General features: G+C 57.3%; 12 protein-coding genes. 11 read left to right on the top strand and 1 reads right to left on the bottom strand.

What is annotated here, in order from left to right:
* The first annotated feature begins 1 nt into the window (after position 1).
* From VJ651_RS11910 to VJ651_RS11875, 8 genes are all read left to right on the top strand, one after another.
* Positions 2 to 712 carry a succinate dehydrogenase iron-sulfur subunit gene (locus VJ651_RS11910; RefSeq protein WP_136418207.1) on the top strand — a complete coding sequence of 237 codons (711 nt, stop codon included), beginning with the start codon at positions 2 to 4 and terminating at the stop codon, positions 710 to 712.
* Positions 713 to 811: 99 nt separating this feature from the next.
* On the top strand, positions 812 to 1,081 hold the full coding sequence (locus VJ651_RS11905; RefSeq protein ID WP_136418208.1) for a succinate dehydrogenase assembly factor 2: 270 nt from the start codon (positions 812 to 814) through the stop codon (positions 1,079 to 1,081).
* Between the two features lie 73 nt (positions 1,082 to 1,154).
* Entirely contained in the window at positions 1,155 to 2,468 is a 1,314-nt protein-coding gene (gene gltA / locus VJ651_RS11900; RefSeq protein ID WP_292934880.1) for a citrate synthase, read from the top strand.
* Between the two features lie 220 nt (positions 2,469 to 2,688).
* Positions 2,689 to 5,544 carry a 2-oxoglutarate dehydrogenase E1 component gene (locus VJ651_RS11895; protein ID WP_324107664.1) on the top strand — a complete coding sequence of 952 codons (2,856 nt, stop codon included), beginning with the start codon at positions 2,689 to 2,691 and terminating at the stop codon, positions 5,542 to 5,544.
* Between the two features lie 60 nt (positions 5,545 to 5,604).
* Positions 5,605 to 6,855: a 2-oxoglutarate dehydrogenase complex dihydrolipoyllysine-residue succinyltransferase gene (gene odhB / locus VJ651_RS11890; protein ID WP_324107663.1), complete on the top strand. Its 1,251-nt coding sequence runs from the start codon at positions 5,605 to 5,607 to the stop codon at positions 6,853 to 6,855.
* Positions 6,856 to 6,951: 96 nt separating this feature from the next.
* Positions 6,952 to 8,379, top strand: a complete 1,428-nt coding sequence (gene lpdA / locus VJ651_RS11885; protein WP_324107662.1) for a dihydrolipoyl dehydrogenase — start codon at positions 6,952 to 6,954, stop codon at positions 8,377 to 8,379.
* A gap of 588 nt (positions 8,380 to 8,967) precedes the next feature.
* Complete coding sequence (gene zapE, locus VJ651_RS11880) at positions 8,968 to 10,065, top strand: cell division protein ZapE (RefSeq protein WP_324107661.1); 1,098 nt, start codon at positions 8,968 to 8,970, stop codon at positions 10,063 to 10,065.
* Positions 10,066 to 10,269: 204 nt separating this feature from the next.
* Complete coding sequence (locus tag VJ651_RS11875) at positions 10,270 to 10,845, top strand: hypothetical protein (protein WP_324107660.1); 576 nt, start codon at positions 10,270 to 10,272, stop codon at positions 10,843 to 10,845.
* 54 nt (positions 10,846 to 10,899) lie between these two features.
* Here the strand turns inward: VJ651_RS11875 and VJ651_RS11870 are convergent, their stop codons facing one another.
* The gene (locus VJ651_RS11870; protein WP_324107659.1) at positions 10,900 to 11,706 is read right to left on the bottom strand and encodes a PP2C family protein-serine/threonine phosphatase; all 807 of its coding nucleotides are present in this window, start codon (positions 11,704 to 11,706) and stop codon (positions 10,900 to 10,902) included.
* A gap of 254 nt (positions 11,707 to 11,960) precedes the next feature.
* On the opposite strand from VJ651_RS11870, the gene VJ651_RS11865 reads away from it, so the two are divergent.
* The 3 genes from VJ651_RS11865 to VJ651_RS11855 all read left to right on the top strand — a co-directional run bounded on the left by VJ651_RS11865 (position 11,961) and on the right by VJ651_RS11855 (position 15,249).
* Positions 11,961 to 12,161, top strand: a complete 201-nt coding sequence (locus VJ651_RS11865; RefSeq protein ID WP_324107658.1) for a YdcH family protein — start codon at positions 11,961 to 11,963, stop codon at positions 12,159 to 12,161.
* Positions 12,162 to 12,206: 45 nt separating this feature from the next.
* Positions 12,207 to 14,234 carry an ATP-dependent DNA helicase gene (locus tag VJ651_RS11860; protein ID WP_324107657.1) on the top strand — a complete coding sequence of 676 codons (2,028 nt, stop codon included), beginning with the start codon at positions 12,207 to 12,209 and terminating at the stop codon, positions 14,232 to 14,234.
* A gap of 79 nt (positions 14,235 to 14,313) precedes the next feature.
* Complete coding sequence (locus VJ651_RS11855; protein ID WP_324107656.1) at positions 14,314 to 15,249, top strand: flagellar brake protein; 936 nt, start codon at positions 14,314 to 14,316, stop codon at positions 15,247 to 15,249.
* Positions 15,250 to 15,512: the final 263 nt, after the last annotated feature.

Below are 15,512 nucleotides of genomic sequence, written 5' to 3'. Positions count from 1 at the left end.
CATGGCACGTACCCTCAAATTTCAGATTTACCGCTACGACCCGGACAAGGACGCCAAGCCGTACATGCAAGACCTGACGGTGACTTTGAAGGACACCGACAAGATGCTGCTGGATGCCTTGCAGCGCATCAAGGCTGACGTCGACGATTCCCTGGCGTTGCGCCGTTCCTGCCGTGAAGGCGTGTGCGGCTCCGACGCCATGAACATCAATGGCAAGAATGGACTGGCCTGCACGACAAACCTGAACGAACTGACCGAGCCGATCGTGTTGCGTCCGCTGCCCGGCTTGCCGGTGATCCGCGACCTCATCGTGGACATGACGCAGTTCTTCAAGCAGTACCACTCGATCAAGCCGTACCTGATCAACGAAACGCTTCCGCCGGAAAAGGAGCGTCTGCAGAGCCCGGAGGAACGGGAAGAGCTGGATGGTCTGTACGAGTGCATTCTCTGCGCATGCTGTTCTACGTCCTGCCCGTCGTTCTGGTGGAATCCGGACAAGTTCGTCGGCCCTGCCGGATTGCTTCAGGCCTATCGCTTCATCGCAGACAGCCGCGATCTGGCAACCAACGAGCGCCTGGACAACCTCGAAGACCCATATCGTTTGTTCCGCTGTCACTCGATCATGAACTGTGTTGACGTTTGTCCGAAGGGCCTGAATCCGAACAAGGCGATCGGCAAGATCAAGGAAATGCTGGTTCGCCGTACTGTATAGAATCACACATGGCGGAAGGCGAGTTTCGCTTCCGCCGTATTTCACGAGCTTTTCGGAAATTTCTCCGGAGGGCTCATGAAATAGAACGAATGAGGAATTATGTCTGCACCCCATCAAGCCGATCCGGTAAAGCGTGCGCGTTTGCGCTGGAGAGCGCGGCGCGGTTTGCTCGAGAACGATCTCCTGGTGACGCGGTTTCTGGACGCGCACGAGGAAACGCTGACGGATGAAGAGGTTGATGCATTTTCGCGCCTGATGGATTTGGCGGACAACGAATTGATGGACCTGCTTCTGGGACGTAAGGATCCTTCGGGCGATGTCGACCTGCCTCACGTCCATGCATTGCTGGCTCGGATGCGCGCTGCCTGAGACATCTCCATCAGCTTTTTGTTTTTCGCGTTTTTTTACTTCGACTCACCCCTCCTCATTTGAAGGAAGAGCCATGAACAACTCTGAGACCAAAGCAACGCTATCGTTCTCCGACGGTTCCCCGTCGCTGGACCTTCCCATCTATAAGGGCACGATTGGCCCGGATGTCATCGATATCCGCAAGTTGTATGGTGCGACAGGCAAATTCACCTACGACCCAGGATTCATGTCCACAGCAGCCTGCAACTCGTCGATCACGTATATCGACGGTGACAAGGGTGAGTTGCTGTACCGTGGCTACCCGATCGAACAGTTGGCAGTCAACTGCGACTTCCTCGAAACCTGCTACCTGCTGCTGAACGGCGAGTTGCCGAACGCTGCACAGAAGCAGAAGTTCGTCGATACCGTCACCAATCATACGATGGTGCACGAGCAGATGCAGTTCTTCTTCCGCGGTTTCCGTCGCGACGCGCATCCGATGTCGGTGCTGGTTGGTACCGTCGGCGCGCTGGCTTCCTTCTATCACGACTCGCTCGACATCAACTCGCCGACGCACCGTGAAGTGTCCGCAATCCGTCTGATTGCGAAGATGCCGACGCTGGTCGCCATGGCATACAAATATTCGATCGGCCAACCTTTCGTTTATCCGCGTAACGACCTGTCCTACAGCGCGAACTTCATGCGCATGATGTTCGCAACGCCGTGCGCAGAGTACAAGGTTAACGACGTGCTGGTGCGCGCACTCGATCGCATCCTGATCCTGCACGCCGATCACGAACAGAATGCATCGACCTCGACCGTGCGTCTGGCTGGCTCCTCTGGCGCCAATCCGTTCGCCTGTATCGCTGCCGGTATCGCCTGCCTGTGGGGCCCGGCTCACGGCGGTGCAAACGAGGCAGCGCTCAACATGCTGGAAGACATCCAGCGCGATGGTGGCGTGGAACGCATCGGCGAATTCATCGCCAAGGTCAAGGACAAGAACTCGAACGTCAAGCTGATGGGCTTCGGTCACCGCGTCTACAAGAATTACGACCCGCGTGCCAAGCTGATGCGCGAAACCTGCCATGAAGTGCTGACGGAACTCGGCCTGCACGATGACCCGCTGTTCAAGCTCGCCATGGCCCTGGAGAAGATCGCTCTCGAGGACGACTACTTCGTACAGCGCAAGCTCTACCCAAACGTCGACTTCTACTCCGGCATCGTTCAACGTGCCCTCGGCATCCCGGTTTCGCTGTTCACCGGTATCTTCGCGATGGCTCGCACGGTTGGCTGGATCGCTCAGTGGAACGAGATGATTTCCGATCCGGAGCAGAAGATCGGCCGTCCGCGCCAACTGTTCGTCGGCGCGACCAAGCGCGACGTTCCTCCGATGGCAAAGCGCGGCTGATACAACATCCGCACAAAAAAGCGAGCCCGCGCGGCTCGCTTTTTTATTGGTCAAAGTAAATGTGCTATTCTAGCGGTTCCAAAAATTTGGAACCCACTTCAGGTCGTCACGTAGCCCTTCCCCCCACAACTTGATGTGCGATCCGCTAACCGGTCAGGCCGTGTCGCGGAAGGTTATATAAACCCGCTAATCTCGCGAAACGCGAAGAAAGGTGAGCAAGATGATGCAGCAGTATTTCTCCAATTCATATTTGTTTGGAGGCAACGCACCGTACGTAGAGGAATTGTACGAAGCGTATCTGAACAATCCCGGATCCGTTCCCGACAACTGGCGCGCATACTTCGATGCGATGCAGCATGTGCCTGCGGTCGATGGCTCCAATAAACCTGACGTTGCTCACGCACCGGTTATCGCCTCCTTTGCGGAGCGCGCCAAGCAGGGCCCGATCCGTACAGTCAGTGCGACAGCCGATGCTGAAATGGGCCGCAAGCGTGTCGCTGCCACGCAATTGATTGCTGCTCACCGCTTCCTCGGTAACCGCTGGGCCAATCTTGACCCGCTCCAACGCCAAGAACGTCCGAATATTCCCGAGCTCGAGCCGAGCTTCTACGGTTTCACCGATGCCGACATGGACATCGTGTTCAATATCAGCAACACGTACTTCGGCCCGGAAACCGCATCATTGCGCGACTTGCTGCAATCCTTGCGCGACACCTACTGCCGTTCGATCGGCGCAGAATTCATGTACATGAGCGATCCGGCGCAGAAGCGCTGGATGCAGGAGCGACTTGAGTCGGTGCGCTCGACACCGAATTTCTCCGCAGAAAAGAAAAAACATATTCTTGAGCGCCTGACCGCCGCAGAAGGCCTCGAGCGGTATCTGCACACTCGCTATGTCGGTCAGAAACGCTTTTCGCTTGAAGGCGGCGAGAGCTTCATTGCCTCGCTCGATGAATCGATCCGTCGTGCTGGCGAGAAGGGCATTCAGGAAATCGTGATCGGTATGGCGCACCGCGGGCGTCTGAACGTGCTGGTCAACACACTCGGCAAAATGCCGCAGGACCTGTTCGCCGAATTCGAAGGCCGGCATGCCGACGATTTGCCCGCCGGCGACGTCAAATACCATCAAGGTTTCTCCTCCGATATTTCGACTCCCGGTGGTCCGATTCATCTCTCGCTGGCATTCAACCCGTCGCATCTCGAGATCGTCAACCCGGTTGTCGAAGGTTCGGTCAAGGCGCGCATGGAGCGCCGCGGCGACAAGGACGGCTCGCAAGTCATGCCGATCCTGGTGCATGGCGATGCAGCGTTCGCCGGCCAGGGCGTCGTGATGGAAACATTGAACCTCGCGCAAACCCGCGGTTACGGCACGGGCGGCACACTCCATATCGTCATCAACAATCAGATCGGTTTCACCACCTCTGACCCACGTGATACGCGCTCCACGCTGTATTGCTCGGACGTCGTCAAGATGATTGAAGCGCCTGTGCTGCATGTGAACGGTGACGATCCGGAAGCAGTTGTGCTGGCCACCCAGATCGCGCTTGATTTCCGTCTGGAGTTCAAGAAAGACGTCGTCGTCGACATCATTTGTTACCGCAAACTCGGCCACAACGAACAAGACACACCTGCATTGACGCAGCCGCTGATGTACAAGAAGATCGGCCAGCACCCCGGCACGCGCAAGCTGTATGCGGACAAGCTCGTCACGCAAGGCACGATTTCGCCGGATGCAGGCGACGCATTGGTGAAGGCCTATCGCGATGCGATGGACGCCGGCAAGCACACCGTCGACCCGGTTATCTCGAACTTCAAGAGCAAGTACGCGGTCGACTGGATGCCGTTCCTCAATCGCAAATGGACCGACGCAGCCGACACGGCTGTTCCGATGGCGGAATTGAAACGCCTTGCCGAGCGCATTACGACAGTGCCGGAAGGTTTCAAGGTACACCCGCTGGTTGAGAAGGTTCTTGCCGATCGTGCCGCAATGGGTCGCGGTGAAATCAACCTCGACTGGGGTATGGGCGAGCATCTCGCTTATGCATCGCTGGTATCGTCAGGCTACGCAGTGCGTCTGACTGGCCAGGACGCTGGTCGCGGCACGTTCACGCATCGTCATTCCGTGTTGCACGACCAGAAGCGCGAGCGCTGGGATGCGGGCACGTTCATCCCGCTGCAGAACGTCTCCGAAACTCAGGCTCCGTTCACCGTTATCGACTCCGTGCTGTCGGAAGAAGCGGTCCTCGGCTTTGAATACGGGTACTCCACGGCCGAGCCGAATACCCTGACCATCTGGGAAGCGCAATTCGGTGACTTCGCCAACGGCGCGCAGGTGGTGATTGACCAGTTCATCAGTTCCGGCGAAGTGAAGTGGGGGCGCGCATCCGGTCTCGTGATGATGTTGCCGCATGGTTATGAAGGCCAGGGGCCGGAACACTCGTCTGCACGCATCGAGCGCTACCTGCAGCTGTGCGCCGATAACAACATGCAAGTGGTTCAGCCGACCACGGCGTCGCAGATATTCCATCTGCTGCGTCGCCAGGTGATTCGCCTGTTCCGCAAGCCGCTGGTCATTGCCACGCCGAAGTCCCTGCTGCGCAACAAGGATGCAGGATCTCCGTTGTCTGAACTGGCGAAGGGATCGTTCCAGACAGTGATCGGCGAGGTCGACGAGAAGATCGATGCGAAGAAGGTCAAGCGCGTGCTCGCATGCTCCGGCAAGGTGTATTACGACCTGGTCAATGCACGCAAGGAGCGCGGCGCGTCCGACGTCGCGATCATTCGTGTCGAGCAGCTGTATCCGTTCCCGCACAAGGCATTTGCCGCGGAACTGAAGAAGTTCCCGAACTTCACGGAACTGGTGTGGACCCAGGACGAGCCGCAGAATCAGGGCCCGTGGTTCCAGATTCAGCACAATATTTTCGAGAATCTGGACGAGGGGCAGAAGCTGGCCTATGCAGGTCGTCCGGCCAGCGCATCGCCTGCTGTCGGTTACTACGACAAGCACTATGCGCAGCAGAAAGCATTGATCGACACAGCATTCTCGAAGCTGAAAGGCTTCGTCCTGACGAAATAAAGACCCGACGGCGCGCTAGAAGCTGGCGCGCCGCACGAACAAACCGAAACGGAGAGTTACATGGCTATCATTGAAGTGAAAGTTCCGCAATTGTCGGAGTCCGTGGCAGAAGCAACCCTGCTGCAGTGGCACAAAAAAGTCGGCGAGGCTGTGGCCCGCGACGAAAACCTGATTGATATCGAAACTGACAAAGTCGTCCTCGAATTGCCGGCGCCTGACGCAGGCGTGCTTGTTGAAGTCCTCAAGGGTGACGGAAGCACCGTTGTCGCAGGCGAAGTGATCGCCAGGCTCGATACCGAAGCAAAAGCCGGTGCTGTCGCCGCGCCGGCCGCCGCTGCTGCGCCTCAGAAAGCGGCAGAACCGGTTGCTGCTGCTTCCGCTCCTGCCGCGGCAAGCGCTTCAGCTGGCATTGCCATGCCCGCTGCGGCAAAGATGCTTGCCGACAACAGCATGACCACCTCGCAAGTTGCCGGAACCGGCAAGGACGGGCGCGTAACCAAGGGCGACGTCATCAATGCGCTGCAAAGCAAGCCGGCAGCACCCGCGCCGGCAGCCGCACTGAAGCCGGCTCTGCAACAAATCGCCGCCCCGGTGAAGCTCGATCTCGCGAATCGTCCTGAAGAGCGCGTGCCGATGAGCCGTCTGCGCGCCCGTATCGCCGAGCGCCTGCTGCAGTCGCAGGCAACCAACGCGATCCTGACTACGTTCAACGAAGTGAACATGCAGCCGGTCATGGATCTGCGCAACAAGTACAAGGACAAGTTCGAGAAGGAGCACGGCGTCAAGCTGGGCTTCATGTCCTTCTTCGTCAAGGCAGCTGTTGCGGCGCTCAAGAAGTATCCGGTCATTAACGCTTCGGTTGATGGCAACGACATCGTTTACCACGGCTATTTCGACATCGGTATCGCAGTCGGTTCCCCCCGCGGTCTGGTGGTGCCGATTCTGCGCGATGCTGATCAAATGACGATTGCCGACATCGAGAAGAAGATCGCCGAGTTCGGCGTGAAGGCCAAGGACGGCAAGCTGACGCTCGAAGAGCTGACCGGCGGCACCTTCTCCATTTCGAATGGCGGCGTATTCGGTTCCATGCTTTCGACTCCGATCATCAACCCGCCGCAATCCGCAATTCTCGGCGTGCATGCAACCAAGGATCGCGCCGTTGTCGAAAACGGCCAGATCGTTATCCGCCCGATGAACTATCTGGCCATGTCGTACGACCACCGCATCATCGACGGCCGTGAAGCAGTGCTTGGTCTGGTCGCGATGAAGGACGCGCTGGAAGATCCGGCGCGCCTGTTGCTGGATCTGTAAAGGCATCACGCATGGTGCACACGGAGCCTGGAAATATCCGGCTCTGTGTGCGTTGCCTGTTTTGCGGCGAAACGGATAACGAAGAAGGTTAATAATATGTCAAAAAATTTTGATGTGGTCGTCATCGGCGGCGGCCCTGGCGGATACATTGCAGCGATTCGTGCTGCGCAACTGGGCTTCAACACGGCTTGTATCGATGATTGGAAAAATGCAAAGGGTGGCCCGGCGCCTGGCGGCACTTGCACCAATGTCGGTTGCATTCCTTCGAAGGCTTTGTTGCAATCGTCCGAGCACTACGAACATGCAGGGCATGCGTTCGCTGATCACGGCATCGAGGTTAAAGGCCTGGCCATGAATGTCGGCCAAATGCTGGCGCGCAAGGAAACGATCGTCAAGCAGAACAACGACGGCATCCTGTATCTGTTCAAGAAGAACAAGGTCACGTTCTTCCATGGACGTGGCTCGTTTGTAAAAGGGGATGCAGGCGGCTATGAAATCAAGGTAAGCGGTGGCACCGAAGAAACCATCACCGGCAAGCATATCGTGGTTGCTACCGGCTCCAACCCGCGTGCCTTGCCCAATACCGCTTTTGATGAAAAGCTGATTCTTTCGAATACCGGTGCACTGGCGATCGATGCCGTGCCAAAGAAGCTGGGCGTGATCGGCGCCGGCGTCATCGGTCTCGAAATGGGCAGCGTATGGCGCCGCCTGGGGGCAGAAGTCACGGTGCTGGAAGCATTGCCGGCTTTCCTCGGCGCTGTGGATGAGCAGATTGCCAAGGAAGCGCAAAAATTGTTCGCCAAACAGGGCCTGTCAGTCAGCCTCGGCGTCAAGATTGGCGCGATCACCGCGGGCAAGAAGGAAGTGACGGTTGAATATACCGACGACAAGGGCGCCGCGCAAAAGGCCGTATTCGACAAACTGATCGTATCGATCGGTCGCATTCCGAACACGAACGGCTTGAATGCGGAAGGTGTCGGGCTCAAGCTGGATGAGCGCGGTTTTGTCGCGGTCGATGGCGACTGCAAGACCAACCTGCCAAACGTCTGGGCGGTAGGCGACGTCGTGCGCGGCCCGATGCTGGCACACAAGGCAGAGGAAGAGGGCGTTGCAGTTGCCGAGCGCATTGCCGGTCAGCACGGGCATGTGAACTTCAACACAATTCCCTGGGTCATATATACGTCACCGGAAATTGCCTGGGTCGGCAAGACCGAGCAGCAGTTGAAGGCGGACGGCGTTGCGTACAAGGCGGGAACCTTCCCATTCATGGCCAACGGCCGTGCTCGCGCTCTTGGCGATACCTCTGGCATGGTGAAGTTTCTGGCCGATGCCAAGACCGACGAAATTCTCGGCGTGCACATCGTCGGGCCGATGGCATCCGAGCTGATTTCGGAGGCGGTTGTTGCGATGGAGTTCCGCGCTTCGTCGGAAGACATCGCTCGGATCTGCCACGCGCATCCGTCTTTGTCCGAAGCGACCAAGGAAGCGGCGCTGGCGGTGGACAAGCGTTCGCTCAATTTCTAGGAGCCCCTATGCGTCACTCGATTCTGTTGTTGTCTATTGCGCTTGGAGCGTGCGCAACGACGGGGTCGAGCGGCGGCCTCATTACCTTTGAAACTGCCTCGGGCGGGCAACCGTTGCCGGGAGCCCATTGTGCCGTCAGTACCAATGCGGGAAACTGGAACGTGACGACTCCGACGACGGTTGTCGTGGGGAGCGCCAATGGTGACTTGCGTGTAACGTGCAACAAGGACGGCTACCGCGCATCGGAAGTGCTCTACCGGCCGTCGAGCCCCGTTGGATCCAGCGTTGGAGTAGGCGCTGGTGGTGGCGGAGGTCATGTCGGGGTAGGTGTCGGGCTCAGTTTTCCGGTCAATCTTGGTGGTGGAACATATCCGTCGCGGGTAACGGTGGACATGAACCCGCAATGAGTCCTTCAAGGTGTATCAACCGAAGTGACGCAGACAGGGCATAATTTACAGAAGTTGCGCTTAAGTATCGCTGAGTTGATGTAGTGGGCGAGCGTGTCTCGCCCATTTTTATGTCGACCTGTCAAAGACGAGCGAATCGGTTGAATCGAATGCAATGCAGGAACAAGTGAAGTAACAAAATATGAACGTCAGGGAGTTCTACGAACACGCGCTCGCGCAGCGCGGCTATGCGTCCGACGAGGCGCAACTGCAGGCAGTGGCGCGCTTGCAGCAGGCGTTTGAGGAGTGGGGTGCCTACAAATCGCAACGGTCCAGCAAGATCAAACGCCTGATCAGCCGGCCCGAAGTGCCGCGTGGCGTCTACATGTGGGGAGGAGTCGGGCGCGGCAAGTCCTTCCTCATGGACAGCTTCTATTCGGTTGTCCCTGTTGTTCGCAAGACGCGATTGCATTTCCATGAATTCATGCGCGGCGTGCATCGTCAGCTCGATGATCTGAAAGGCGTCGCCGATCCATTGGATGAAGTCGCACGCCGTATTGCAAAGAAGTATCGGCTGATCTGCTTTGACGAGTTTCACGTATCCGATATTGCGGATGCGATGATCTTGTATAACCTGCTGAAAGCCTTGTTCGATAACGGCGTGTCGTTTGTGATGACCTCCAACTACGCACCCGACTCACTGTATCCGGATGGCTTGCACCGCGACCGCATTCTGCCGGCGATTGCTTTGCTGAATGACAAGCTGGACGTGTTGAATGTCGACGCGGGCCGCGATTATCGCAAAAGAACCCTCGAGCAGGTCGAGATGTATCACACGCCCTTGGGGGCCGCTGCGGATCATGCGCTGCGCAATGCTTTCGCCGATCTCGCCGAAACGTCGGACGAGGATCCGATCATTCACATCGAGGCCCGCGAAATCAAGTCGCTGCGGCGCGCGGGCGGTGTCATCTGGTTCGACTTTTCCACCTTGTGCGGCGGACCGCGTTCGCAAAACGATTATCTCGAAATCGCGAGCTGTTTTCATACCGTCATCTTGTCGGGTGTTCCATGCATGTCTGCGGCCATGTCTTCCGAAGCACGTCGATTTACCTGGTTGATTGACGTTTTGTACGATCACAAAGTGAAGCTGCTGATGTCGGCTGAAGTGGAGCCCGAGCTGCTCTATACGCAGGGCGCGCTTGCCAATGAATTTCATCGCACGGTTTCGCGCATCATCGAAATGCAGTCGTCGGAATACATGACCAGCGAGCGCCGCGATGTCGTCGGTTCGATTGCATGAGCATTACCGGATAATCGCGGAGGCCATCTGAATTTCGTCATGTCTGAATTACGCCAATCGGCTGCCTTTCGCAGCGCCTTCGTTTGCCTCGCATTTGCGACTGCCGTACTGTTTTCCTCTGCAGCGCCGGCGCAGCAATCCGCAGCTGATTCGTCGACAAGCGTCGCCGCTCGGTATCCTGCCGGATCGATCAAGTCAGTCGGAATGGCCGACGCTGCATTGGCTGATGCGAACAAGGAGCGGTCGGAGATTCAGGCGCGTTTCGCTGCGGCGGAACAAGCCTGTCAATCGAAGTTTTTTGCGACATCATGCATCGAGCATGCAAAAGAGCATCGTCGCGAGGCGCTGATGCGTTTGCGTGCCGTCGAGATCGAGGCACACACTTTCAAGCGGCAAATACGCGTGACCGAGCGGGATCAGGCGTTGGCGAGCAAGCCGCCCAAGGAAGATTCCAGGCGGGAGCAGGCCGAGCACCGCAAAGCCGACCGGCCGACCAATGGCAAGAGTCCTGCCGAGAATGCGCAGGAGGAGAAGGCCGTAGAGCCTGGGCGTAAATTGCAAACCACAATCTTTTCCGACCGTGCGGCTCGCCATGAAGAAAAGCTGAAGGAAATCCGTGCGGAAGAAGCTGCGAATGCGAAAAAGCGCGCGGAAAATGTAGCGGCTTACGAGAGAAAAGTGGCGGAAGCCAAAGAACACCAAAAGCAAGTCGAGGCCAAAAAAGCGGAAAAGGAAGAAAAGCGTCGGAGCAAGCAGGCGTCGCAGCCGGCACAGCAATGATCCGCGCGGCGATTGCGAGCTGAAGACATCCTCCGACGCCGAATCCGGATCAACTTACACGGCGCGCTTCATTTTGCTGACGGTATAGCCCTTGGCTTCCTTGGGAGGTTCGACGAGTCTTACGATGGCGAGCGTGCAGTTGTCGCCGGTGCCGTCCTGGGCGCGTTCCCGCGCCTTGTTAATCAGCATTTCAGATGCCTGCCGCGGCGAATTCATCGCAATCGCGGCGCCCAGTTCCGTATCGGAAAAATAATGCCAAAGGCCATCCGTGCAAAGCAGGAAGGAGTCTCCTGCTTTCAGGCCATCGTGACGGGCGATGCTTACTTCCGGCTCGTTCTCGTGCGACCCCAATGCATTGACGAGGACGTTCGAGAGCTGATGGTTCTGCGCCTCCTCGCGTGGCAGCTTGCCTTCCTTGACCAGCATTTCCACATACGAGTGGTCGACGGTCCGGTCGGCGCAATTCGGGCCGTCGAATCGATAGAGGCGTGAATCGCCGACATGTGCCCAGATCGCGCTTCTCTCTGGCGTGATGACCAGTGCGACCATTGTGCTGTGCGGCTTCTTTTCGGACGAAATAGCGCTCAGTTTGATGATGGTATGCGCGTCATGCGCAATCGATTCCAGCATCTTCTCGACCTTGTCCGTCTGGGGGGAGAACAGGTCAAAGGCGAGTTTTGCGGTGCGAATGACTTGTTCGGCAGCCAGCGCGCCGCCGCTCAATCCTCCCATGCCATCGGCGACAATCGCCATGATGTAACCGGGAGCTCTGGGCGCAGCAAACAATGCCGTGCGATCCTGTTGCTCCTTGCGATCGCCGATATGCTGGCCGGTACCTGCCTCAATCTTGTATTGGCTCATGGGTGTGGGGTGGATTAAACTGCTGAGTGGCAAAAAATTATTACATGTGGCAAAGCAGCGCCTGATATTTGTAGGCGTTTGTTACATTTTTTAGTCATTATCCGTGGTAATTAACAACAGCCGATTATTGCTGATACGCATCACGTTCTTTTTTTGCCCATCAACCAGTGTCACCGGGGCTTATCCTGTAAGCGTGCTATACGCCCAAGGCTTTCACTCTTAAAATACAGTTTGTCGCGTCCATTTCACAGATCATGATTCCACTGGAAGACATACAACGCAAAATCGTCGAGTTGGAGGTAGAACATCGCGATCTGGATGCGGTCATCGATCTTTTGACCCGCGATGTCCTGCACGACGAGCTTCAGTTGCGGCGTTTGAAAAAACGCAAGCTTCAGCTTAAGGATCATATAACATTGCTGAAAATGCAACTAATTCCCGATATTCCCGCCTGATTTTTTCAGGACATGGGAATTCAATCTCCCTGATTGCCATCCGCTTTGACAGAACACACCGCTTCATCGCCCGTCCAGGGCAATCACGACGCCGACATCGATCAGTTGTTTGACGCGAATGGACCGCTGAGCCAGGCGGTGAGCGGCTTTCGCCCTCGACAGTCGCAAACCGAGATGGCCAAGGCGATTGCTGCGGCCATCAGCGAGCAGAAAACCCTGATCGCGGAGGCGGGCACCGGCACGGGCAAAACCTTTGCGTACCTGGTGCCTGCGCTGCTCTGGGGAGGGAAGGTCGTCCTGTCGACGGGAACCAAGAATTTGCAAGACCAGCTTTATCTGCGCGACATTCCCACCGTTCGCAAGGCGCTCAACGCCCCGGTGTCGGTCGCACTTCTGAAAGGCCGGGCCAACTATGTGTGCCATTTTCATCTCGAACGTACGCTGCAGAATGGCAGGCTGACGTCGCGCGAGGATGTGGGATATTTGAGAGAGATTTCACGTTTCATCAAGACGACGAGTTCGGGGGACAAGGCTGAATTGTCCAAGGTTCCCGAATCTGCGCCGGTCTGGAATCTCGTGACCTCGACACGCGACACCTGTCTTGGTGCCGAGTGCCAGTATTATCAGGATTGTTTCGTCATGAAGGCGCGCAAGGAGGCGCAGCAGGCGGATGTCGTCGTCGTCAATCACCATTTATTTTTTGCCGATGTCGCGCTGAAGGACACCGGCGTCGCGGAGCTGCTGCCCTCGGCAAATACCATCATCTTTGATGAGGCACACCAGCTGCCGGAAACTGCGACGCTGTTTTTCGGCGAGACCGTGTCGACGTCGCAGATACTTGAGTTGTGCCGTGATGTTCTGGCCGAAGGCCTGGCACACGCGCGCGACGGTGCCGAATGGGCGAAGGTAGTTTCGCCGGTCGAGCGCGCTGCGCGCGATTTGCGGCTTGCTTTTCCGCAGGATGTCGTACGGCTCGCAATCAATCAGATCGCGCCGTCCAGTGTTTTCTTTCCGACGCTGGAGAAATTGCAGGACGAACTCGACGCAATGACGGCTGTGCTGGAAAAACAGGCGGAGCGGGCCGAAACCATCGAGCAATGTCGGACCAGGGCGATCGAGTTCGGCAACAAGCTGAGCGCGTGGACAAAAGCGCAAAACCTTAATGCCGACAATGCCGAGCCGGGGCAGGAACGCGTGCTGTGGGTCGAAGCATTTTCCTCATCCTTGCAACTGCATCAGACGCCGCTGTCGATTGCGCCGATATTCAGCAAGCAGCGCGAAGGATCGCCGCGCACATGGATTTTCACGTCGGCCACGCTCGCGGTGAAAAATGATTTCAATCATTACACGTCGCAGATGGGACTCTGGAATGAACCGGCGCAATCCTGGCCAAGTCCGTTCGATTACGGACGGCAGGGACTGCTGTATGTGCCGGAGAGTTTGCCGGAGCCGAATTCGCTAGCCTATACCGACGCAGTAATCGATGCCGCATTGCCCGTGATTGAGGCGTCGGGTGGACGGGCTTTCCTTCTCTGCACCACGATACGCGCGGTCAATCGTGCAGCCGAGCGCTTCCGTGAGGAGTTTGAAAAACGCAAACTGCCTTTTCCCCTTTTCGTACAAGGCGAGGCGGGCCGGACCGAATTGCTCGATCGCTTTCGTGCAGCGGGAAACGCCGTGCTCATCGGCAGTCAGAGTTTCTGGGAGGGAGTCGATGTGCGTGGCGAGGCGCTGTCGTTGGTCATCATTGACAAGCTGCCGTTCTCACCGCCGGACGATCCGGTACTGGCTGCGCGCATCGACGCGATCGAGCGGAAAGGATTGAATGGATTCGTCCATCATCAGTTGCCCGAGACGATCATCAATCTGAAGCAGGGTGCGGGGCGTCTGATTCGTGATGAAACGGATCGTGGTGTGCTGATGATCTGCGATCCGCGTTTGATCTCGAAGCCATACGGACGACGCATCTGGCAAAGTCTTCCCCCATTCAAGCGGACGCGCGATGCCGCAGAAGTGCTGGCATTCTTCCGCGGAGAGCAGCAGGAGGATGTCGGCGCACAGGCAAGCGGATAGTAGCTATACTGATTGCGCCCGGAATGTCCGGCGACGAGCTGCAGACATTGATGTTTCGTTTGGACTTTGAAGAGGTTGCATGGCTGATTCTGCTATTTCCTTGGTTCCGGTACGTGTCGCTGAACTGGCGGTCGGGAAGCCCTTGCAACGTCCGATATACGATTGGTACGGGAACCTGCTGCTCGCGTCCGGCTGCGTGATCGAGAGCCAGAGCCAATTGGATGGGCTGGTCAGCAATGGCTTCATCTACGATCCAAACTGGGATTTGGCACCTGCCCCACGCAAGGCGCCGACCGTGCCTATCCCGTCGAGGAAAACGAGCCCACCACCAGAGGTTTCCGGCGAAGACCCCAATAGCGGCAACAAGGAGACCATCGTCGCGATGGACGATGTCCGCTGGTATGTCGGCGAGACCCTGTATCTGCAACTGATCGATAACCCGACGATTCGCTATACCGTGCGCCTGATTGGTTTTGTCAAGAACAAGACCGTCTTTGTCACTCAGCCTGCTGTCGACGGCAAGTTCGAGTACGTGCGCGATGGGCAGACCTTTGTGGTGCGCGCCTTCTCCGGCAAAAAGGCTTATGCGTTCGTGTGTTCGGCAGTGAAGTCGGTGCATACACCTCATCCATACCTGCATCTGTCGTTTCCGAAGGAGGTACGCTGCGCTGTCGTACGGCGCGGGTCGCGAGCGCAGGTCAGGATCATCGCCTCGGTATCGCTTGGTCAGCCTGAGCGCGTCGGCGCGGCAACGCTGACCGACATGAGTATCGGGGGCACCTCGGGCATCATCAAGCAATCGCTTGGGTCAAAGGGGGATGAGGGGCTGATCAAATTCAAGGTGCATGCCGCCGGCCAGGACGAGTATCTCAGTCTGAAGACGGTTTTGCGTTCTGTGACGCCTGCCGAGAACGGTGAGGGTTACAGACATGGCTTCGAGTTTCTGGACATATCCATGCATGATCGCCTGATCTTGTCGGCGTTCGTCCATCAAACCCTTGCAGAGGGAATTTAGCAGGCTGTTGAAAAACGTAGCGAGCGGGCCGAGACTGGGACCGAGGAGCGCACGCGTACGCCTGTACGCAGAGCACCGCAGGCCCCAGGATCGGTCCGCGCAGTAGTTTTTCAACAGCCTGTTAGTACTACTGCGTCATAAATTTAAATTTCTACGCTGACAGCACGGGCACCGTTCCAAGCGACTGACCAGGCCAATGACCAGCATCAGCCGCAGCGACCGGATCGAATCAGGCACATGGCGCTGCGCCCGCACCGGCCCCG

The organism is Noviherbaspirillum sp. (genome assembly GCF_035254865.1).
Taxonomy (GTDB): domain Bacteria; phylum Pseudomonadota; class Gammaproteobacteria; order Burkholderiales; family Burkholderiaceae_D; genus Noviherbaspirillum.
This window is presented reverse-complemented; position numbering and strand designations above follow the sequence as displayed.